Genomic DNA, 20,771 nt, shown 5'->3' on the forward strand with positions numbered 1-20,771 from the left:
GGCGCGGGGCCGAGAGGGGCTTGCCGCCGGGCTTGCGGCGGGATTTGAGGCGGTGGCCCCCACCCCTGCCCGCGCGCCGCTCGGGCGGATGAGAAGGGCGGCCCCGGCGCAGAGCAGCGCCGAAACAATACCGCAGGCAAGCCAGAGCCCCTGCCAGCCGCTCCCCTCGCCGGCGAGCCAGCCGACGGTCAGCGCCGAGAGGGCAATGCCGATGCCGACGCCGGAAAAATGCAGGCTGGCAAGCCCGCCCCGCCCGGCCTTCGCCAGCCGCTCCAGCACCAGCGTTGAGGAAAAGACCAGCACGCCGGCGCTCGCCACCCCGCCGGCAAAGCGCACCAGCGCCAGCCAGCCAAGGCCGCCGTCGATCGCCATTGCGGCGGAGGTCGCGGCGCTCGCCGCAAGGGCGACGAGGAAGCCGGATGCCAGCCGCGAAGGGGGAAGCGCGGCCGCGCCCAGCGCGCCGACCAGATAGCCGAGGAAATTGGCCGAGGCGATCAGCCCGCCCTCGGAGGCGCTCAAGGGGATTGCCTCGCTCATGTAGGGCAGCACCGGGGTCAGCGCGAAACGGCCGATCCCCATGGCGGCGGCAAGCGCCAGCAACCCGCCCAGCGCCAGCGCCAGCGGCCGCTCTGTGGCGGGCGCACTCATGCCGTCTCCCCGCGCCGGGCGGCGAAGGAGGCCAACCAGGGCACCGGCCCCTGCCCCGGGGCATGTCCCGGAGCCGGCTTCAGGCAAGGCGAGGCAGGTGAGGATCGTGCGAAAATATCCGGCATCGGCGGGCAGGTCCTTGCCGGCTGGGTGGAGAGCATCTGCGTCCTGCCGGCGGCAACAGGGAGGCGGGGTGTCCGCCCAATCTTAGCGCGGCCGGGCATTGGCCGGGAGGGCCAAATCCGCGAAATCCGACAAAAGACGTGACCGCAGGGTAACCCGGACGAGGCGCGCACCACCCTCGGTTCAACGGATCTCGTAAGGGATCAGCCGGCGGTCGTTGCTGTCGATGGAGATCGCCCGGTTGAGCGGCGGCACCGAGCGCTGCGGGCAGGTGAGCCGCTCGCAGATGCGGCAGGACACGCCGATCGGCTCGAAGGCGGCCTCGCGGGCAAGGTCGAGATCGTCGCAATAGACGATGTCGCGGGCATGGGCGATCTCCGTGCCGAGCGCGATGGCATAGTGCAGCACCGGGCCGCTATAGCCACCGGTTTTCTTGATCACATGGGCGGCGAGCGAGATGTAGCGCGAGCCGTCCGGCGTTTCGGCAAGCTGGCGGATGATCGTGCCGTGGCTCTCGAAGGCGCGATGCACGTTCCACAGGGGGCAGGCGGCGCCGAAGCGGGCGAATTGCAGCTTGGTCGCAGAGTGGCGCTTGGTGATGTTGCCCGCCCGGTCGACCCGCGCGAAGAAGAACGGAATCCCCTTCAGTCGCGGCCTTTGCAGGGTGGAGAGCCGATGCGCCACCTGCTCGAGGCTCGCGCCGAAGCGGTCGGCGATCAGGTCGAGGTCGTGGCGCGTCTCCTGCGCGGTCGCCAGAAAGGCGCGATAGGGCAGGACCAGCGCACCGGCGAAGGCATTGGCAAGGCCGATGCGTGCGACCTGCGCCCCGTCAGCGGACTGGAAGCGGGCCCGGGCGAGCACCGTATCGACAATGCCGCCCGCCTCCATCAACGCGACCTGGTGGGCAAGCTGGAAGACGATCGTCGATTCCGGCAGGGCCTCGTTCAGCGCCAGCCGACGGGTGGCGGGATCGAAGCGGCGGATCACCCCTTCGCCGGCCTCGCCGCGCCGCCGCTCCACCGTAATGCCGTGGTGCTCCTCCAGATGCTGGGCGAGATCCCGCGCGAAGAGCCGGCCGGTTCGCGACAAGCGCGTTGACAGTTCCTCGGCGGCCAGGTCCAGGTCGTGGACATAGTTGTTCTCAAAATGGAAGAAGTCGCGGACCTCCTCGTAAGGGGTCGGCCGCGCCAACCCCTCGTCCCGCACCAGCCGGTCGTCGAACCGGGCAAGCTGCTCGCCCATCTGCCGGTAAGCCTGGTGGAGGCGCACCAGCGCGTGGGCAAAGTCCGGCGCGTTCTGGCTGACCATCTTGAAATCCTGCAAGCCCGGCCGCGATCCGGCGAAGACCGGATCGGCGAAGACTTCCTGCAAGGCTGCGATCAGCCGGTCGTTGTCGTCGACCGAAAGGGAGGCTAGGTCGAGGCCGAAATGCTCGCCGAGCGACAGGAGCACCGGGGCGGAGACCGGCCGCTGGTTGTTTTCCAGCTGGTTGACATAGCTGGTCGACAGGCCGAGCCGCTCGGCGAAATCGCGTTGCGTCAGTTGCGCGTTCTCGCGCAGACTGCGGATCTGGCGTCCGAGAAACAGCTTCTTCATGCGCGTCCGGTTCCGGTAGCGTGGGCGAGTTTGCAAATTTGCAAAATCGAATTTGCAAACAGATTAAATTCGCTTTGCGGCTTTTTCAACACTCCCGTGACGGCGGGAAAAGGAGTAGCCAACAGGCTGCCATTGCAGCGCAACATGAGGCGCTGGCAAACAGGACGATCAGGAGGAACCGCCATGTTCGACACGGCCACCGCATCCACCCCCGCCCGCCGCATGGCGCGCGGTCTCGTGCTTGCCTTCGCCGGCTCGCTGCTGCTGACGGCGTCGGCCAAGGTCAGCGTGCCCTTCTATCCGGTGCCGATGACGCTGCAGACGCTGGCGCTGCTGGTGCTCGGCTTCACGCTGGGGCCGCGTCTCGGCGCGCTTTCCGTCATCCTGTATCTGGCGCAAGGCGCCGCCGGCCTTCCGGTCTTCACCGGCACGCCGGCCAAGGGCATCGGCCTTGCCTACATGATGGGCCCGACCGGCGGCTATCTCCTCGGCTTCGTCGCCTCGGCCTGGCTTGCCGGCGTCTTCGCCGCGCGCGGCTGGACCCGCAGCCTGTGGCGCGCCCTGCCCGCCTCGCTTCTGGCGCAGGCCGTTGTCTTCGTTCCCGGCCTCGTCTGGCTCGGCACCCTCATCGGCTTCGACAAGCCGATCCTTGCCATGGGGCTTTATCCCTTCATCATTGGCGGTATCGTGAAGTCGGCGCTCGCCGCGGCCATTGCCGTTGCGCTGGTGCGCCACCGCGCCCGCTGATCGCGACACCACGAAACGCCACCAGAGCCCGAAAGGCCGGCCATGCAGGAAATTTTGCAGGAACTGGAAACCCGCCGCGCCGCCGCGCGCCTGGCCGGCGGCACCCGCCGCATCGAGGCGCAGCACGCCAAGGGCAAGCTGACGGCGCGCGAGCGCATCGAGGTCTTCCTCGACGAAGGTTCGTTCGAGGAATACGACATGTTCGTCACGCATCGCTGCGTGGATTTCGGCATGCAGGACACCTCGATGCCGGGCGACGGCGTCATCACCGGCTGGGGCACGGTGAACGGGCGCATGGTCTATGTGTTCTCGCAGGACTTCACCGTCTTCGGCGGCTCCCTGTCCGAGACCCATGCCCAGAAGATCTGCAAGATCATGGACATGGCGATGAAGAACGGCGCCCCGGTGATCGGCCTCAACGACAGTGGCGGCGCCCGCATCCAGGAAGGCGTCGCCTCGCTCGCCGGCTATGCGGACGTGTTCCAGCGCAACATCATGGCCTCGGGCGTGGTGCCGCAGATCTCGATGATCATGGGCCCTTGCGCGGGCGGCGCGGTCTATTCGCCGGCGATGACCGACTTCATCTTCATGGTCCGCGACACGTCCTACATGTTCGTCACCGGCCCCGATGTGGTGAAGACGGTGACCAACGAGGTGGTGACGGCCGAGGAGCTTGGCGGCGCCAAGACCCACACAAGCAAGTCCTCGGTCGCGGACGGGGCCTTCGACAATGACGTGGAAGCGCTGATCGCGCTGCGCCGCTTCATCGACTTCCTGCCCGCCAACAACCGCGAGAAGCCCCCCGTCCGGCCGTTCTTCGATGATCCGGCCCGCGTCGACAACTCGCTCGACACGTTGATCCCGGACAATCCGAACAAGCCCTACGACATGAAGGAGCTGATCGTGAAGGTCGCCGACGAAGGCGACTTCTTCGAGATCCAGGAGGCCTATGCGGGCAACATCGTCACCGGCTTCATCCGCATCGAGGGCCAGACGGTCGGCGTCGTCGCCAACCAGCCGATGGTGCTGGCGGGCGTGCTCGACATCAACTCCTCGCGCAAGGCCGCGCGCTTCGTGCGCTTCTGCGACTGCTTCAACATCCCGATCCTGACCTTCGTCGACGTGCCCGGCTTCCTGCCCGGCACGACGCAGGAATATGGCGGCGTCATCAAGCACGGCGCCAAGCTGCTCTTCGCCTATGGCGAGGCGACCGTGCCGAAGGTCACCGTCATCACCCGCAAGGCCTATGGCGGCGCCTATGACGTGATGTCCTCGAAGCACATTCGCGGCGACATCAACTACGCCTGGCCGACGGCCGAGATCGCGGTGATGGGCGCCAAGGGCGCGACGGAGATCCTCTACCGCTCGGAGCTTGGCGATGCGGAGAAGATCGCGGCGCGCACCAAGGAATACGAGGACCGTTTCGCCAACCCGTTCGTGGCGGCGGAAAAAGGCTTCATCGACGACGTGATCATGCCGCACTCGACCCGGCGGCGGGTCGCGAGGGCGCTGGCGACGCTGCGCAACAAGCAGCTCTCCAATCCCTGGAAGAAGCACGACAACATTCCGCTGTGAGGCCGGACAGGACAGAGAAAATGATCAAGAAAATCCTGATCGCCAATCGCGGCGAGATCGCCTGCCGGGTCATCAAGACCGCGAAGAAGATGGGCATCGCCACGGTCGCGGTCTATTCCGACGCCGACCGCGACGCCCTGCATGTGAAGATGGCCGACGAGGCAATCCATATCGGCCCGCCGCCGGCGAACCAGTCCTACATCGTCATCGACAAGATCATGGACGCGATCCGCACTTCCGGCGCCGATGCGGTGCATCCGGGCTACGGCTTCCTGTCCGAGCGCGCCGAATTCGCCGAACGGCTGGCGAAGGAAGGCGTTGCCTTCATCGGCCCGCCGGCCTCGGCCATCGAGGCGATGGGCGACAAGATCACCTCGAAGAAACTGGCGGCGGAAGCCGGCGTTTCCACCGTGCCGGGATACATGGGCCTGATCGCCGATGCGGACGAGGCGGTGAAGATCGCCGCGGAAGTCGGCTATCCGGTGATGATCAAGGCGTCCGCCGGCGGCGGCGGCAAGGGCATGCGCATCGCCTGGAACGAGGCGGAGACGCGCGAGGGTTTCCAGTCCTCCAAGAACGAGGCGGCCAATTCCTTCGGCGACGACCGCATCTTCATCGAGAAGTTCGTCACCCAGCCGCGCCATATCGAGATCCAGGTTCTGGCCGACAGCCACGGCAATGCGATCTATCTCGGCGAGCGCGAATGCTCGATCCAGCGCCGCAACCAGAAGGTCATCGAGGAGGCCCCCTCGCCCTTCCTCGACGAGGCGACACGCAAGGCCATGGGCGAGCAGGCCGTGGCGCTGTCGAAGGCCGTCAACTACGCCTCCGCCGGCACGGTCGAGTTCATCGTCGACGGCGACCGCAATTTCTACTTCCTGGAAATGAACACCCGCCTGCAGGTGGAACACCCGGTCACGGAACTGATCACCGGCATCGACCTCGTCGAGCAGATGATCCGCGTCGCCGCCGGCGAGACGCTGTCGATCGCGCAGGAGGACGTGAAGCTGAACGGCTGGGCGATGGAAAGCCGGCTCTATGCCGAGGATCCCTATCGCAACTTCCTGCCCTCCATCGGTCGTCTCACCCGCTACCGGCCGCCGCAGGAAGGCACGAATGCCGACGGCATGATCGTGCGCAACGATACCGGCGTCTTCGAGGGCGGCGAGATCTCGATGTTCTACGACCCGATGATCGCCAAGCTGTGCACCTGGGCACCGAAGCGCATCGAGGCGATCGACGCGATGGCGGACGCGCTCGACCGGTTCGAGGTGGAGGGCATCGGCCACAACCTGCCCTTCCTCTCCGCCGTGATGGATCATGCCCGCTTCCGCAGCGGGGCGATCACCACCGCCTTCATCGCCGAGGAATATCCGGACGGTTTCGCCGGCGTTGCGCCGGAGGGCGCGGATCTGGAGGCGCTGGTCGCGGTGGCGGCCGCCTGCACCCATTTCTCCGAGACGCGCGCGACCCATATATCGGGAGCGATGGACAATCACCGCCGTGTCATCAGCCCGGACTGGACCGTGCTTGTCGACAAGGCCGAATATCCGGTCCGCGTCGAGCCGCAAGGCGAGGACGGCTATGTCGTCGCCCCGCGCGAGGCGGAGGGCGGGCTGGCGCTTTCCGGCAGTCTTGACGTTTCGCTCAGCGGCTGGCGGCCGGGTGCGGCCTTGATCGAGGCAACCGTCGACGGACGTCCCGTGGCGATCAAGATCGAGCGCACCAACAAGGGCTTCCGCATGCGCCGCCGCGGCGCCGACGTGACGCTCTCCTGCCTGACGCCGCGCCAGACGCTGGCGGCACGGCTGATGCCGGAGAAGATCCCGGCCGATACCTCGAAGATGCTGCTCTGCCCGATGCCGGGTCTTGTGGTCTCCATCGCGGTGGAGGAAGGCCAGACCGTCGAGGCGGGCCAGACGCTCGCCACGGTGGAAGCGATGAAGATGGAGAACGTGCTGAAGGCCGAGCGCAAGGGCGTGGTCAAGACCATCGCCGCCAAGCCGGGCGACAGTCTCGCCGTCGACGAAATCATCATGGAATTCGAATAGGAGCGGGATCATGGCCGAGAAGAAGACCGTTCGCGACTGGATGGACCTGGCCTCGAAGGAGCTCAAGGGCGGCGACCCCGAGGGCCTCGTCTGGCAGACGCCGGAGGGCATCCCGGTCAAGCCGCTCTACACCGAAGAGGACCTGGAAGGGATCGGGCACCTCGGCACGCTGCCCGGTTTCGAGCCCTTCCTGCGCGGCCCCCGCGCGACCATGTATGCCGGCCGCCCCTGGACCATCCGCCAGTATGCAGGCTTCTCGACGGCCGAGGCCTCCAACGCCTTCTACCGCAAGGCGCTCGCCGCCGGCCAGCAGGGCGTCTCGGTCGCCTTCGACCTTGCCACCCATCGCGGCTATGACAGCGACCATCCGCGCGTCGAGGGCGATGTCGGCAAGGCGGGCGTCGCCATCGACAGCGTCGAGGACATGAAGATCCTGTTCGACGGCATCCCGCTGGAGAAGATCTCCGTCTCCATGACCATGAACGGCGCCGTGATCCCGATCCTCGCCAATTTCATCGTCGCGGGCGAGGAGCAGGGCGTGCCGCGCGCCCAGCTCTCCGGGACCATCCAGAACGACATCCTCAAGGAGTTCATGGTCCGCAACACCTATATCTACCCGCCCGAGCCCTCGATGCGGATCATCGCCGACATCATCGAGTACACGGCGAAGGAGATGCCGAAGTTCAACTCCATCTCCATCTCCGGCTACCACATGCAGGAAGCCGGGGCGACGCTGGTGCAGGAGCTGGCCTTCACGCTGGCGGACGGGCGCGAATACGTGCGCGCCGCCCTGAACAAGGGGCTCGACGTCGACGCCTTCGCCGGGCGCCTCTCCTTCTTCTTCGCCATCGGCATGAACTTCTTCATGGAGGCCGCCAAGCTGCGCGCCGCGCGCCTCCTGTGGTCGCGCATCATGAAGGAATTCCAGCCGAAGAAGGCCTCCTCCCTGATGCTGCGGACCCACTGCCAGACATCCGGCGTATCGCTTGCCGAGCAGGATCCCTACAACAACATCGTGCGCACCGCCTTCGAGGCGATGTCGGCGGCCCTCGGCGGCACCCAGTCGCTGCACACCAACTCCTTCGACGAGGCCATCGCCCTGCCGACGGAGTTTTCCGCCCGCATCGCCCGCAACACCCAGCTCATCCTGCAGCACGAGACCGGCGTCACCCGCGTCGTCGATCCGCTCGCCGGCTCCTACTACGTGGAGAGCCTGACCAACGAGCTTGCCGAAAAGGCCTGGGCCCTGATCGAGGAAGTCGAGGCGATGGGCGGCATGACCAAGGCCGTCAATGACGGCTTGCCCAAGCGCCTGATCGAGGAGGCCGCCACCCGCCGGCAGGCCGCGGTCGACCGGGCCGACGAGGTCATTGTCGGCGTCAACAAGTACCGGCTGGAGACCGAGGACGACATCGACATCCTCGACATCGACAACAAGGCCGTGCGCCTGTCCCAGATCGCCCGCATCGAGCGGACCCGGCGCCAGCGCGACCCGCAGCGGGCCGAGGAGACGCTGGCCGCGCTTCGCGAGGTCGCCCGTTCGGGTCAGGGCAACATTTTGGAAGCGGCGGTGGAGGCGGCGCGCGCGCGCGCGACGCTCGGCGAAATTTCCGACGCCCTGCGCGAGGCCTTTGGCGACCATGCCGCCGTTCCCGAAGTGGTCAGCGACGTCTACGGGCCGGCCTATGACGGCGAGCCGGAATACGAGACGCTGGTCCAGCGCCTCGACGAGTTCTCCCGTTCCATCGGCGAGACGCCGCGCCTTCTGGTCGCCAAGCTCGGCCAGGACGGCCATGACCGGGGCGCCAAGGTGATCGCCTCCGCCTTCGGCGACATCGGCTTCGACGTGATCGCCGGACCGCTGTTCCAGACCCCGGAAGAGGCGGCCGAGCTTGCGGTGAAGAACAAGGTGCATGTGATCGGCATGTCGTCGCTTGCCGCCGGCCACAAGACGCTCGCCCCGCAACTGGTCGAGGCTCTGAAGGCGCGCGGCGGGTCCGACATCATCGTCATCGTCGGCGGCGTCATTCCGCGCCAGGACTACCAGTTCCTCAAGGATGCCGGCGTCGCGGCGGTATTCGGTCCGGGCTCCAACGTGCTCGACGCCGCCCGCTCGGTGCTGGACCTCATCGCCGGCCGCCGCCGCAACGTGGCGTGAGGGGAAAGGCGGGAGGATAACACTCCCGCCCGCCTTCCCAACAATCACAGCTCAAACTGCGTTCAACTGCGTCCTTGCAGACACAGCGACGCCATCTTCTTCATTCGGGATGACTATTTATAGCCGTCGCTTTTGAGCTTCTTCATCCACTTCTCGAAATTCGCGGCGCCTCCGGCTCCAAGTCGCTTCTGGGGTCCCGACTTGAAGAAAGAAACGCGTTCACTAATGAAGCAACCCGAATTCGAGCAATTCAAGGTGTAAGACTTTCCACCCTTCTTCAAGACCGCATTTCCCGCCATGGCAGAGACGGGAAGCATCAGTACCAAGAACGCAAAGATTATTAGCTTCATCGAACCCTCCATAAACTTATATAACAATGATTTATATGCTTCATATTTTCTCGCGAAAATCAAGGAAAATGCACCTGCCTTCTCCTCTATCCCGCTTCCGCGAACCGGACTTCGCCTGCATTTAGAAAACAGGTCTTGCTGAACACGTGAAGGTCGAGCGGGTTCGGCAGGCGGATGTCGGCAAGGTCCGGCAGCGGCTTTCTCGCCGGGTCGTAAGAGCGGTCGATCTGCGAAACGAAGACGAGGATCGCCCCCGAGCGGCGCGCGAAAGCGGAGAGTTCGCGCATCTGTGTCTCGAGATCGGGCGTCTCACGGCGCTGGTCGAGGATCTGCAGGTAGTCGATGACCGCCAGCGTGCCGGAGGGCATTGCCGCGAGCCGCCCGATGATGTGGGCCGCGCAGATGTCGTCCGAGGCGTCCAGTTGAAAGCGCCCGCCAAAGCCGCCGACATCGGCGCCAAGGGCATCGAACCGGGCGGCGACATCCCGCTCGACATATTCCAGCGTGAAGAGGACGCAGCGCCCGCCCGCCTTCATCGCCTCGAGGCCAAGTTCCAGCGCCAGCAGCGTCTTGCCCTCACCGGGCCGCGCACCGACCAGCAGCAGATCTCCGGGCGAAAGGCGGGCGAAGAGCCGCGCCGCCGGCGAAACGGCGGCCGCCTGGCGTGCCAGCAGGCTCCAGTTACGAAAGCCCTCGCGCGCGGCGATCCGGTCGAGCGCCGCATGAAGGGGAATTGTTTGCTGCCGGGAGAGAAGCCGGGCCTCGCGTTTCAGGCGATAGAGAGGGGCGGACAGATGCATGTCGATACCTCCTGTCACGAGCGGATCGCGCAGTCCCTCCTTGTGCCGTCACTCGTACAGTCGGTTGACCTGTGAAATCACGCGCCCTGCATGCGTGATGCTTCCCCGAATGGAGGGAGGCGGCGCGGGCCGCGCCGGAATCACAGCCTAGCGCAAACGGCCCTGCCTCCGGAAGCGCCCTCGCCGTCTTCCCCCGAAAACACGAAGGGCGCGGGCCGCTCTCGCCGCCCGCGCCCGTTCTGGTGTTCCCGGCCGGCCTTGCTGCCGTTCCCTAGCCAGGTGCGTGTTCTAGAGCCGGATCTGGCCGTAGCGCAGCGCCTCGACCACGGTGTGGGTCTTGTTCGAGGCATTCAGCTTGGCGCTGGCATTCTGCAGATGCGCATGCACCGTGCGCTGGGAAATCTCCAGCAGGCCGGCAATGTCGCTCGCCGTCTTGCCGAGCGCGGTCAGCTCCAGCACCCGGCGCTCGCGCGCCGACAGGTCGCCCGGGCGCTGCACAGACAGCACGCCGAGATCGATCAGCCGGCGGAAGGCGGCGTTGCAGATCAGCTCCAGGTTGGAGAGATCGACCGAGCTTGCCTCCAGATGAACGCCGCCGCCAAGCACCAGCGCCTGGAAGGGATGCGTCTCGGTCACCGGCGCAACGACGACGCGGGTGTCGGCGCCAAGCGAGGCAAACAGCTCGGAATGACTCACATCGCCCGCCGTGACATCCCAAAGGAACGCCCGGTTGCGCATCAGGCCGAGCATCAAGGCGCTGTCCTCGACATCGATCTCGGCACGCTCGATCCCGCCGGCGCGATCGTCCGCCCAGCGGAAGCGATGCACGAGGCCGTTGATCGGCCGGTTCGGCATCGGCAGGCCGGTGACGAGAATATGTGTCGCGCCCAGTCGCCTGAGCTGTGCCTCGACAATGTCGAGTACATGCTTGCTCGTCTGTGCTTCGGCGATCGCCGAAGCCTTAGACTGCATCTCCATCGGGTCGGCCATCTGTCCTGCCTTTCGTCCTGCCCGGCACCCAACCTCGGTCGGCTCGCCATCTTCGGTTGTCGTCTTGTCCGCAACTTTCGCAAGATCCAGGGCGCTTTTCGCAAGGCCGGCCGAAGCCGGCTTGCATGGTCGCGCAAAAACCCGGATGCGCTTCTCCGTACTCGGTGCCCCCACCCCTGTTGAAAACCGTTAGGCCGCACGCTTCACCAACGCACCAACCCACCAGTCTCCCTTTGCCGGCCATACGGCTTCACTCACCAATCGTTCGAATTCCGCCGATTCAGGCAGGCGCCGTAAAGCCATCCCCTCATAATCTCACCACGGAAGGCATGACTTCTGCAACCCTCTGTTACCAATAGTTTTTACTGCAACGAAACAAAATGGGGGACAGAGCGCGGATTCAGTGCCGTTCGGGTGTTTCCTCAGTCGCTGCGCGACACAACGCGAGGACAATCCACCTAAATCTCAGGTTGTCCTCTTTCGGTATTATAGCCATGGATTTAATTGACAGGTAAAAAAGTGATTCACAGAGCACGCTCCGCGCCTTGCCCGGATTTGTCCCGCGGGCTTTCTCCCCCGTCCCGGGAATGCTATTGGGCTCGACGCAAGATGCCGTTCCCGTCGTTCGACATGGCTGTCCGGCCACCAAGGAACCCAGAGACAAGATGACAGTGCACGCCCGCCTCCTTCCCTCCCTGCTTGTCGCCGCCACGATCGCCGCATCCTGCTCGCCGACTGTCGATGGCGGCCCGGTGACCGCGGTGCGCACCTCCAACGTGACGCTGGTGCAGATCACCGAAACCGGTGCGGGCGGACTGACGGACGACACGCCCTATTCGGAGAAGGCCGTCGAGGCGGCGCTTCCCGGGTTCACCACGGAGGGCTTCCAGGCGGCCACCGAGGACCGGACCGAATGGGCGATCGGCGCCTTCAATTCCGACGGCTTCCAGGTGCTGCATGTCTACAAGGGCGACAAGGGCCGCATCCGCGAGGTGCACGGCGTCACCCATCACCTGCAGGGACCGAACGGCGAGCGCATCGGCATGACCTTCGCCGAGGTCGGCACGTCGCGCGGCGATTGCCGCATCGGCCGCAACCTGTGGCGCGGCATGGCCATCTGCAAGGCGCGCGGCAGCGAGCGGGTGACGCTGGTCTACGCCATCTCCCAGTATCAGGGACCGTTCGACCGGTTGCCGCCGGACGACCAGCTGCGCAAGGCCTCCATCCAGCGGATCATCTGGAAGGCGTCGTGACGTCGCCATCCCGAGCGCGCCTACGCCATGCGCCGGGTCCCATGCCAAGCATTGCCGTGAACCGCCTCGTGAAGGCCGGCACGGACGTATAGCCGCAACGTTCTGCAATCTCGGCCATGTCCAGCCGGTCCTGATCCAGCAGGTCCCGTGCAAGGGTCATGCGCCACAGCGCAAGATAGGCGATCGGCCCCATGCCGGCAGCCGCGCGAAACCGCTGCGAAAGAACAGAGCGCGACAAACCCGAATGGCGCGCCAGCCTTTCCAGGGTCCAGTCCAGATGCGGCTGCGCGTGAATCGCCTCAAGGGCACGCGCCAGCCTGGGATCCCGCAACGCCGCAGCAAACGCGACCCGCTGCCCCTGATCCTGATCCTGATCCTGGCCCGTCCAGACCTCGCGCAGACACTGGACGAGAAGAATCTCGATCACCCGGTGCAGGACGAAAGATCCTCCCGGGTCCGCCCGGCGCGCCTCCCCGGCCAGCAGGCTCAACGCGGGTCCGCATCCAGGATTCCCCCTGTTGAGGACAAGCACCGGCGGCAGGCAGGCGAACGCGGGATGGTGAAGGGCTTCTTCGAAACGCAGGTAGCCGCAGAGCAGTTCAACGTCACAACGTCCCTCACCCGTGGTCAGCACTCCGTCGGCGACCGGGTGACGGGCAAGAACCTCCGACAGCGGCACACCGGAACCGGGCTCCACGCCGGAGGAAAGCACCTGCGCCGCGCCTTCCGGCACCAGAGCCAGATCTCCCTCCCGCAAACGCACCGGGGCCTCGCCGGCCCGCGAGACGAAGGCGCTCCCGGCGAGCAGAAGATGGAAGCGGATGTGACGCTCCTCTTTCGGCAGGCCCACCGCGAACGGCGCCGCAAGGCGGGCCCGGAAGTACACCCCGGCCTGCAACCGCAGCCGGGAACAGATGTCGGCGAGAACGTCCATACGGCATGAATGTCACGAACCAGGACGATCGGCAAAGTTTTCCGGCTCTTTCGGCAGTGATCGCACCGTGTTTCCTGAGGCATATCCGGATACCGAACATGCCGCGCATCTCGACGGCATGTGTTCATCAACCGGAGATCCACCGTGTCGCCTGAAACAATCCTGGCCCTTGCAGGGTTCGCCTTCGTCATGTCCGTGTCGCCCGGACCGGGAAACTTCCTGCTTCTTGCGTCGGGCGCCAACTTCGGCCTTCTGCGCACTCTTCCCCTGATCCTTGGGATCAGCTTCGGGTTCCTGTCGATGGTTCTTGCCGTCGGTCTTGGACTTGGCCAGCTGCTGCACAGCCAGCCCGTGCTGACCACCGGCCTGCGCCTTGCGTGCGCCGCCTATATCGTCTGGCTCGCCTGGAGGATTGCCGGAAGTCGCAGCATCGGTTCCCATTCCGCCGACGGAATGGAAACGCCCTTCACGTTCCTTCAGGCGTCTGCCCTGCAACTGCTCAATCCGAAAGCCTGGACAGTCGCGCTGATCGTCACCGTATCCTATCTGCCACCCGAGGCTCCCGTCTCCGGGCTGTTGTTGCTGATCGCCATTTTCGCCGCCGTCAACATTCCCTCCATCGGGCTCTGGGCGATATCCGGTCACGGGCTTCGCAGCTTCCTGTCTGCCGGGCGGCGGCTCACCGTCTTCAACATCACGATGGCCTTCCTGCTGATCGTCTCGATGCTGCCGACCCTGGTTTCGATTTCCTGACAATGCCGCATCGCCGTCCCGTTTCGGGACGCGGGCAGCGGCATGCCCTTTGCGTCCCTCTCCTGATCGGGAGAGTGGATGGGCATGAAACGGGACTGGCAAACGTCGAAACTGATCCTGCCGACCGCGCCACGGCTGACGCGCCGGGCGCTGTTCGGCGGGCTGGCCAGTGGCGGCCTGGCGCTTGCCGGTCTCGTTTCCTCTCCGTCAGGGCTTCGCCCCGCTGCCGCCGCCGTGCGCGTCGCCGACCTGCGCGGCACGATCGATGCGGCCGAGTTCGGCATCCGCCCGGGCGCCGCCGACGACCAGAGCGCCCTGATGCAGCAGGCGATCGACGCAGCGGCAAGCCGCGGGCGGGCCCTCTTCCTGCCGGGCGGCCGCTACACCGTCGCCAATCTCCGCCTGCCGTCGGGCGCAAGGCTCGTCGGCCTGCCGGGGCAGACACGCTTCGACTATCAGGGCGGCGGCCATCTCGTCTTCGCCGAAGGCGCCAAGTCGGTCGGCATGGAGGGCATCCATTTCGACGGCGACAACAAGCTGCTTGGCGAGTACACCCCGGCGCTGATGCATTTCGCCGATGTCGACGACCTCCTGATCGAGGGCTGCACCATTTCCGGCAGTTCCAAGACGGGACTGGCGCTCGACCGCTGTACCGGCCGCATCACCGGCAACATCATTTCCGGTGCGCGCGGCGCGGGCCTGCGTTCCATCGAGGCGCGCGGCCTGTCGATCACCGACAATCACGTTCGCGACTGCGCCAATGCGGGGATCCTCGTCTATCGCTGGTCGGAGGGCGAGGACGGCACCATCGTCACCGGCAACCGGGTCGAACGGATCGCCGCGCGTGACGGTGGAACGGGGCAGAACGGCAACGGCATCAACATCTTCCGTGCCCATGGCGTGGTCGTGCGCGGCAACCGTGTCACCGACTGCGCCTTTTCCGCGATCCGCTCCAATGCCGGTTCCAACATCGTCATCGAGGGCAATTCGTGCCTGCGCTCCGGCGAGACGGCGATCTACTCGGAATTCGCCTTCCAGGGCGCGGTGATCGCCGGCAACCTGGTCGACGGCGGCGCCATCGGCATCTCGATCGCCAATTTCCTCGATGGCGGGCGGCTCGCGACCTGTTCCGGAAACGTGGTGCGCAACATCGTCGACACCGGCCCCTACCCGGCCGAGGTGCAGGGCTTCGGCATCGGCATCGCGGTCGAGGCCGACACGGCGCTCACCGGAAACGTGGTGGAAAGGGCCGCGCGTATCGGGCTGCACATGGGCTGGGGACCCTATCTGCGCGATGTCGCGGCGACCTCCAACGTCATTCGCGACTGCCCGATCGGCACCGCCGTCACCGTGGTCGAAGGCGCCGGGCCGGCGCTGATCTCGGGCAACCTTTATGCCGGCGCGACGCGCGGCGCCATTGTCGGCCACCGCTGGAAGGAGGCGACAACCGGCGACCTCACGGCACCGGGCGCGGCCGACGCCTTCTCCCATCTCGCCATTCAGGGAAACATGGTGCGGTAAGGCGGCGGCGCCTCAGCCGGCAACGCCCCTCAAGGGTGCAAAGGCATCCGCGACGGCGCGGATGTCGCCGACATGGCGGCCGGTCCAGTTCGTCAGCCGCGGCGCCAGCCAGGGCGCAAGGCCGGCGGTCTCGTCCTCGTCCATGTCGATCAGCGCGTCGATGACGGCCGCCATCATGGTTTCCGCCGCGCGGGTCGCCCCGTCCTCGCATTTCAGGGCGATGCCGATGCCCTTTTCCGGGATCGAGCAGGTGAAGACACCCTCGGCACCGGTCTTGACGAAGACGCGTCCCTGGAACGTCCGCATCACCTGGGTGCAGAACCGTTCGGTGCCGGCGATCATGAAGGCATTGCCGACGCAGGCATCGTAAAGGCGTTCAACCGCCTCGGCCCGCAAGGGGGAGAGGCCCTCGCCGGTGCCCAACCGGGCGAAGGCAAAAGCCGTCGCCTCGAGCGGCATCGCATAGGTGGGGATCGAACAGCCGTCGGTGCCGCGCGCCATGTCCTTCAATGAAACGCCGGCCATCTCCTCGATGGCGGCGCGCACCTCGATCTGCACCGGAGGGTCGGGCTCGACATAACCGCGCGTCGGCGCGCCAAGGGTGCGGGCAAGCCCGAGGAAGCCGGCATGCTTGCCGGAACAGTTGTTGTGCAACGGGCACGGGGTGGTGTCGGCCCGGTGGATAGCGGCGACATCGTGCATGCGCGAGGGCCACTGGCTGCCGCATTCCAGCGCGTCTTCCTCCAGCCCCGCTTTCAGCAGCATCACCCGCGCGGCGTTGACATGGATTTCCTCGCCATTGTGCGAGGCGCAGGCCAGCGCCAGTTCGGCCGGATCGAGATCAAGCGCGTCGGCAGCTCCCGATTCGACCAGCGGCAGCGCCTGCAGCACCTTCACCGCGGAGCGCGGAAAGACCGGCCGGGCCGTGTCGCCGAGGCCCGCGACCTTGCGACCCGTGGCATCCACGATGGCGATGGCGCCGCGATGGCGGCTCTCGACCGCATCGCCGCGCAGCACCTCGACCAGAACCGGATTGTCCACCGTCACACTCCCTCTGCCGCGTGCATGCCGTCGGAGGATGCCGCCAGCGTTCCCGCCGCTGCGGTGCGCGCGGCCAGAAACGTTCCGAGGCGCTCCAGCGCGCCGTCGAGCACCTCGTCCTTCTTGCAGAAGCAGAAGCGGACGAAATTGGTCGGCGCGTCGGCGACATAGAAGGCGGAGACCGGAACGGCGGCAATGCCGGCCTCCTCGACAAGCTGCCGGCAGATGTCGACGTCGGTGCCATCCAGCCCCAGCGTCGAGACATCGCAGGTGAGGAAATAGGTGCCCTCGCAGGGCAGCACCTCAAATCCGAGGGCGGCAAGCCCGCCGGCGAAGCGGTCGCGCTTGGCCTGCATCTCGTCGCGCAGACCGGCGAAGTAGCCGTCGTCCTTGCCAAGCCCGTAGGCAACGGCCCTTTGCAGGTTTGGCGGCGTCGTGAAGGTGACGAACTGGTGCGCCTTGGCGATCGGGTCGAGCAGGTTCGGCGCCGCCGTGACATAGCCGATCTTCCAGCCGGTCAGCGAGAAGGTCTTGCCGGCCGAGCCGATGCGCACCGCGCGCTCGCGCATGCCGGGAAACGCGATCAGCGGCATGTGCCTGCGGCCGTCGAACAAAAGGTGCTCGTAGACCTCGTCGCAGATGGCATAGACGCCGTGCTCGTTGCACAGCCGCGCAATCGCCGCGAGTTCCTCTTCCTGGAACACCTTGCCGGCCGGGTTCATCGGGTTGTTGATGAGGATCGCCTTGGTGTTCTCGGTAAAGGCGTCGGCAAGCGCGTTGAGATCGAGCCGCCACTGCGGCGGCGTCACGCGCAGGCGCACCGGAATGCCGCCGGCCCGCTTCACCAGCGGCAGGTAGCAGTCGTAGAGCGGCTCGATGAGGATCACCTCGTCGCCGGGCTCGAGCAGCGCCAGCAGCACGTCGGCGAGCGCCTCCGTCGCCCCCGAGGTGACCATCACCTCGCTCTGCCAGTCGACATCCAGATCGTAGAAGCGCTTGGTCGAGGCGGCCACCGCCTGTCGCAGTTCCGGCAGGCCGAGCATCGGCGGATACTGGTTGGGGCCGGCCATCAGCGCGTCGGCAGCCAACTGGCGCACGTCCGAAGGACCGTCCACGTCGGGAAAGCCCTGACCGAGATTGATCGCGCCATGGGCGATGGCAAGCCGCGACATGGTCTCGAAGATCGTGGTCGGGAGACCGGTGAAAACGGGATTGGTCGGCTTCATGATCTTCGTGTGTCCCCACATCACGGCAATTCTCCGGCCTTAGTATCCATTCCGCGACGCCGCGTCGAGCACGGAAGCGCCTCCACCTTCCCCAGGGTCAGCCCGGGAGAAGGGCGGAGGCGCTCCGTCAACGCGTTTCGGCAGCGCGTGTTGCGCAAACGACCCGGCTCAGCGCACCAGGATGTTGCGGAACTGCCAGGGATCGCTCTCGTCGATATCCTCGGCGAAGAAGCCCGGCCGGCCGTCAAGCGGCGTCCAGTCGGTGTAGTAGCCCTTCACCGGACCGAGATAGGGGCGCTGCACCTCGAGGCAGCGGCGATAGTCCATCTCGTCGGCCTCGACGATGCCCTCGCTCGGGTTCTCCAGCGCCCAGACCATGCCGGCCAGCACGGCCGAGGTCACCTGCAGGCCGGTGGCGTTCTGGTAGGGCGCGATCTCGCGGGTTTCCTCGATGGAGAGCTGCGAGCCGAACCAGTAGGCGTTCTTTTCGTGGCCGTAGAGCAGCACGCCAAGCTCGTCGATGCCGTCGATGATCTCGTCCTCGGCCAGCACGTGCAGCGTCTCCTGCATCTTGCCGGCGGCGCCGAACAGTTCGTGCAGCGACAGCACCGCATCGTTGGCCGGGTGATAGGCATAGTGGCAGGTCGGCCGGTAGACGACCTTGCCGTCCTCTTTCACCGTGAAATAGTCGGCGATGGAGATGGACTCGTTGTGGGTGACGAGGAAGCCGTACTGGGCGCCCGGCGTCGGGCACCAGGTGCGCACGCGCGTGTTGGCTCCCGGCTGCTCCAGGTAGATCGCTGCCTTGCAGCCCTTCTTGTGCTTGCGGGCGTTCTTGGGCATCCACTTCTCGTGCGTGCCCCAGCCGAGTTCCGACGGCTGGAAGCCTTCGGAAAGGAAGCCCTCGACCGACCAGGTGTTCCAGAAGGCGCCCATGGGCTTGGGCTTGCGGGCGCGCTGCGTGTCGCGCTCGGCGATATGCACGCCCTTGACGCCGACCTTCTTCATCAGCTTCGCCCAGCCCTTGCGGCTGTTCGGCTCCTCGAACTTCGTTCCCGTGTCGCGGGCGATGTCGACCAGCCCCTGCTTGACGAACCAGGAGACCATGCCGGGATTGGCGCCGCAGCAGGAGACCGCCGTCGTGCCGCCGGGGTTCTTCTTCTTCTCCCGGCGCACGGTCTCGCGCAGCGCGTAGTTGGTGCGCGAGGCGTTGTCCGCGTTCTCGTCGAAATAGAAGCCGAGCCACGGCTCGACGACCGTGTCGATGTAAAGCACGCCCAGTTCGCGGCAGAGCTTCATCAGATCCAGCGAGGACGTGTCGACGGAAAGGTTGACGCAGAAGCCCTGCCCCTCCCCCTCGGTCAGCAGCGGAGACAGCACCTCGCGGTAGTTTTCCGGGGTGATCGCGACCTTCTCGAACCTGTAGCCGCGATCGTCGACCAGCTTGCGGTCGGCATCGACCGGGTCGATGACGGTGACGCGGGAGGCGTCGAAGCGGAAATGCCGCTCGATCAGGGGCAGCGTGCCCTTGCCGATGGACCCGAAGCCGATCATCACGATGGGGCCGGAGATCGTGCCGTGCACGGGCCAGGACTTGGCGGTGGCGGCAGGTGCCGGGGCGGCGGCCGGCTTCGCGGCAGCCTTGGCCCTTGTGGTCTTCCTGCGTGCCGCCGGCGTCTTCGCTTCGGTCATGGCGGGTGTCCTTCTGTCTGGGAAAGGTCTGCATGGGGCGTGCATGATGACAGGCGCCACGCGGGAGCATAACGCCGGCCGGCCGCTTTCGCGACCGGCCGGCCCGGAACTATCTATGGGTGATCAAGGGTGACCGTCAGATGACGTAGGAGCGCAGCGGCTCGAAACCGTTGAAGGCAACCGCCGAGTAGGTGGTCGTGTAGGCGCCGCAGGCCTCGATCAGCACCTTGTCGCCGATCGACAGGCTCACGGGCAGCTCGTAGGGAGCCTTCTCGTAGAGCACGTCGACGCTGTCGCAGGTCGGGCCGGCAAGCACGCAAGGGGTCTTGCGGTCACCGTCCTTGTCCGTGCGGATCGGGTAGCGGATCGCCTCGTCCATGGTCTCGGCCAGGCCGTTGAACTTGCCGATGTCGAGGTAGACCCAGCGGATCTCGTCCTCGGCATCCGACTTCTTCGAGATCAGGACGACTTCCGCCTCGATCATGCCGGCATCGCCGACCATGCCGCGGCCCGGCTCGATGATGGTCTGCGGAATGCGGTTGCCGAAATGCTTGGACAGCCCGCGCAGGATCGCCTCGCCGTAGCGCGGCACGCCCGGAACGTCCTTGAGATAGCGGGCCGGGAAGCCGCCGCCGAGGTTGACCATCGACAGGTTGATGCCGCGCTCGGCCATCTCGCGGAAGATCCACGCGGCCGAGGCCAGCGCGACGTCCCAGGCCTCGACATTGGCCTGCTGCGAACCGACATGGAACGACACGCCATGGGCGACAAGGCCGAGGCGATGACCATGCTCGAGCACGCGCGGCGCCATCTCCGGCGCGCAGCCGAACTTACGGGACAGCGGCCAGTCGGCGCCGGCGCCGTCGCACAGGATGCGGCAGAAAATCTGGGCGCCCGGCGCGGCACGGCCGACCTTCTCGCCCTCCGCCTCGCAGTCGACCGCGAACAGGCGAACGCCGAGCTCGAAGGCCCGCGCGATGTCGCGCTCCTTCTTGATCGTATTGCCGAAGGAAATGCGCTCCGGGCCAGCGCCGGCGGCCAGCGCCATCTCGACTTCGGCCACGGAGGCGCAGTCGAAGGAGGAGCCGAGGCTGGCGAGCAGGGCCAGCACTTCGGGAGCCGGGTTTGCCTTCACCGCGTAGAAGACGCGGGTGTCCGGCAATGCCCGCTCGAAAGCGAGATAGTTATCCTGGACGATGTCCAGATCGACGACAACGCAAGGCCCGTCGCCTCGTCGCTGGCGGAGAAAGTTCTTGATACGCTCCGTCATGGCAGTCACCCGATGTTCCGAATTCCGGTCGCAAGCTTGCAGA

16 protein-coding genes are annotated in these 20,771 nt (G+C 66.2%); 7 read left to right on the top strand and 9 right to left on the bottom strand.

What is annotated here, in order from left to right; translation table 11 throughout:
* Positions 1-648, bottom strand: a 648-nt coding sequence (locus tag ACN0T5_RS07675; RefSeq protein WP_417768034.1) for a YbfB/YjiJ family MFS transporter, incomplete at its 3' end; no start/stop codon positions are given.
* A gap of 306 nt (positions 649-954) precedes the next feature.
* Positions 955-2,367 (bottom strand): helix-turn-helix domain-containing protein, encoded by a 1,413-nt coding sequence (locus ACN0T5_RS07680; protein WP_417768035.1) that lies wholly within the window; start codon positions 2,365-2,367, stop codon positions 955-957.
* A gap of 183 nt (positions 2,368-2,550) precedes the next feature.
* On the opposite strand from ACN0T5_RS07680, the gene ACN0T5_RS07685 reads away from it, so the two are divergent.
* From ACN0T5_RS07685 to scpA, 4 genes are read left to right on the top strand one after another with little or no spacing between them, the layout of a single operon-like run.
* A complete protein-coding gene (locus tag ACN0T5_RS07685) occupies positions 2,551-3,114 on the top strand; it encodes a biotin transporter BioY (RefSeq protein ID WP_417768036.1) in 564 nt (187 codons plus the stop codon).
* 42 nt (positions 3,115-3,156) lie between these two features.
* Positions 3,157-4,689, top strand: a complete 1,533-nt coding sequence (locus tag ACN0T5_RS07690; protein ID WP_417768037.1) for an acyl-CoA carboxylase subunit beta — start codon at positions 3,157-3,159, stop codon at positions 4,687-4,689.
* Positions 4,690-4,709: 20 nt separating this feature from the next.
* Positions 4,710-6,740 carry an acetyl-CoA carboxylase biotin carboxylase subunit gene (locus ACN0T5_RS07695; protein ID WP_417768038.1) on the top strand — a complete coding sequence of 677 codons (2,031 nt, stop codon included), beginning with the start codon at positions 4,710-4,712 and terminating at the stop codon, positions 6,738-6,740.
* A gap of 10 nt (positions 6,741-6,750) precedes the next feature.
* Complete coding sequence (scpA, locus tag ACN0T5_RS07700) at positions 6,751-8,898, top strand: methylmalonyl-CoA mutase (protein WP_417768039.1); 2,148 nt, start codon at positions 6,751-6,753, stop codon at positions 8,896-8,898.
* A 436-nt stretch (positions 8,899-9,334) separates the two neighbouring features.
* On the opposite strand, the gene ACN0T5_RS07705 is transcribed toward scpA, so the two are convergent.
* Both ACN0T5_RS07705 and ACN0T5_RS07710 read right to left on the bottom strand, forming a co-directional pair.
* Entirely contained in the window at positions 9,335-10,048 is a 714-nt protein-coding gene (locus tag ACN0T5_RS07705; protein WP_417768040.1) for a DNA helicase, read from the bottom strand.
* A 288-nt stretch (positions 10,049-10,336) separates the two neighbouring features.
* Entirely contained in the window at positions 10,337-11,038 is a 702-nt protein-coding gene (locus ACN0T5_RS07710; RefSeq protein WP_417768041.1) for a LuxR C-terminal-related transcriptional regulator, read from the bottom strand.
* A gap of 665 nt (positions 11,039-11,703) precedes the next feature.
* On the opposite strand from ACN0T5_RS07710, the gene ACN0T5_RS07715 reads away from it, so the two are divergent.
* On the top strand, positions 11,704-12,291 hold the full coding sequence (locus ACN0T5_RS07715; protein ID WP_417768042.1) for a DUF1131 family protein: 588 nt from the start codon (positions 11,704-11,706) through the stop codon (positions 12,289-12,291).
* Here ACN0T5_RS07715 and ACN0T5_RS07720 read toward each other — a convergent pair.
* Positions 12,272-13,225 (bottom strand): AraC family transcriptional regulator, encoded by a 954-nt coding sequence (locus tag ACN0T5_RS07720; protein WP_417768043.1) that lies wholly within the window; start codon positions 13,223-13,225, stop codon positions 12,272-12,274. The two genes, ACN0T5_RS07715 and ACN0T5_RS07720, sit on opposite strands and share 20 nt — an antisense overlap.
* A gap of 144 nt (positions 13,226-13,369) precedes the next feature.
* Between ACN0T5_RS07720 and ACN0T5_RS07725 the strand changes: the two genes are divergently transcribed.
* Together ACN0T5_RS07725 and ACN0T5_RS07730 are read left to right on the top strand one after the other, a co-directional pair.
* Entirely contained in the window at positions 13,370-13,978 is a 609-nt protein-coding gene (locus tag ACN0T5_RS07725; protein WP_417768044.1) for a LysE family translocator, read from the top strand.
* 84 nt (positions 13,979-14,062) lie between these two features.
* Positions 14,063-15,499, top strand: coding sequence for a TIGR03808 family TAT-translocated repetitive protein (locus ACN0T5_RS07730; protein ID WP_417768098.1), 1,437 nt, complete (start codon positions 14,063-14,065; stop codon positions 15,497-15,499).
* A gap of 12 nt (positions 15,500-15,511) precedes the next feature.
* Here ACN0T5_RS07730 and ACN0T5_RS07735 read toward each other — a convergent pair whose 3' ends face one another.
* From ACN0T5_RS07735 to ACN0T5_RS07750, 4 genes are all read right to left on the bottom strand, one after another.
* Positions 15,512-16,540 carry an asparaginase gene (locus tag ACN0T5_RS07735; RefSeq protein ID WP_417768045.1) on the bottom strand — a complete coding sequence of 343 codons (1,029 nt, stop codon included), beginning with the start codon at positions 16,538-16,540 and terminating at the stop codon, positions 15,512-15,514.
* Between the two features lie 2 nt (positions 16,541-16,542).
* Positions 16,543-17,766, bottom strand: a complete 1,224-nt coding sequence (locus ACN0T5_RS07740) for an aminotransferase (RefSeq protein ID WP_417768099.1) — start codon at positions 17,764-17,766, stop codon at positions 16,543-16,545.
* A gap of 168 nt (positions 17,767-17,934) precedes the next feature.
* Complete coding sequence (locus ACN0T5_RS07745; RefSeq protein WP_417768100.1) at positions 17,935-19,320, bottom strand: homospermidine synthase; 1,386 nt, start codon at positions 19,318-19,320, stop codon at positions 17,935-17,937.
* Between the two features lie 274 nt (positions 19,321-19,594).
* The gene (locus ACN0T5_RS07750; RefSeq protein ID WP_417768046.1) at positions 19,595-20,728 is read right to left on the bottom strand and encodes a type III PLP-dependent enzyme; all 1,134 of its coding nucleotides are present in this window, start codon (positions 20,726-20,728) and stop codon (positions 19,595-19,597) included.
* Between the last annotated feature and the right edge of the window lie 43 nt (positions 20,729-20,771).

It is taken from the genome of Stappia sp., from assembly GCF_048261845.1.
In the GTDB taxonomy this organism is placed as follows: domain Bacteria; phylum Pseudomonadota; class Alphaproteobacteria; order Rhizobiales; family Stappiaceae; genus Stappia.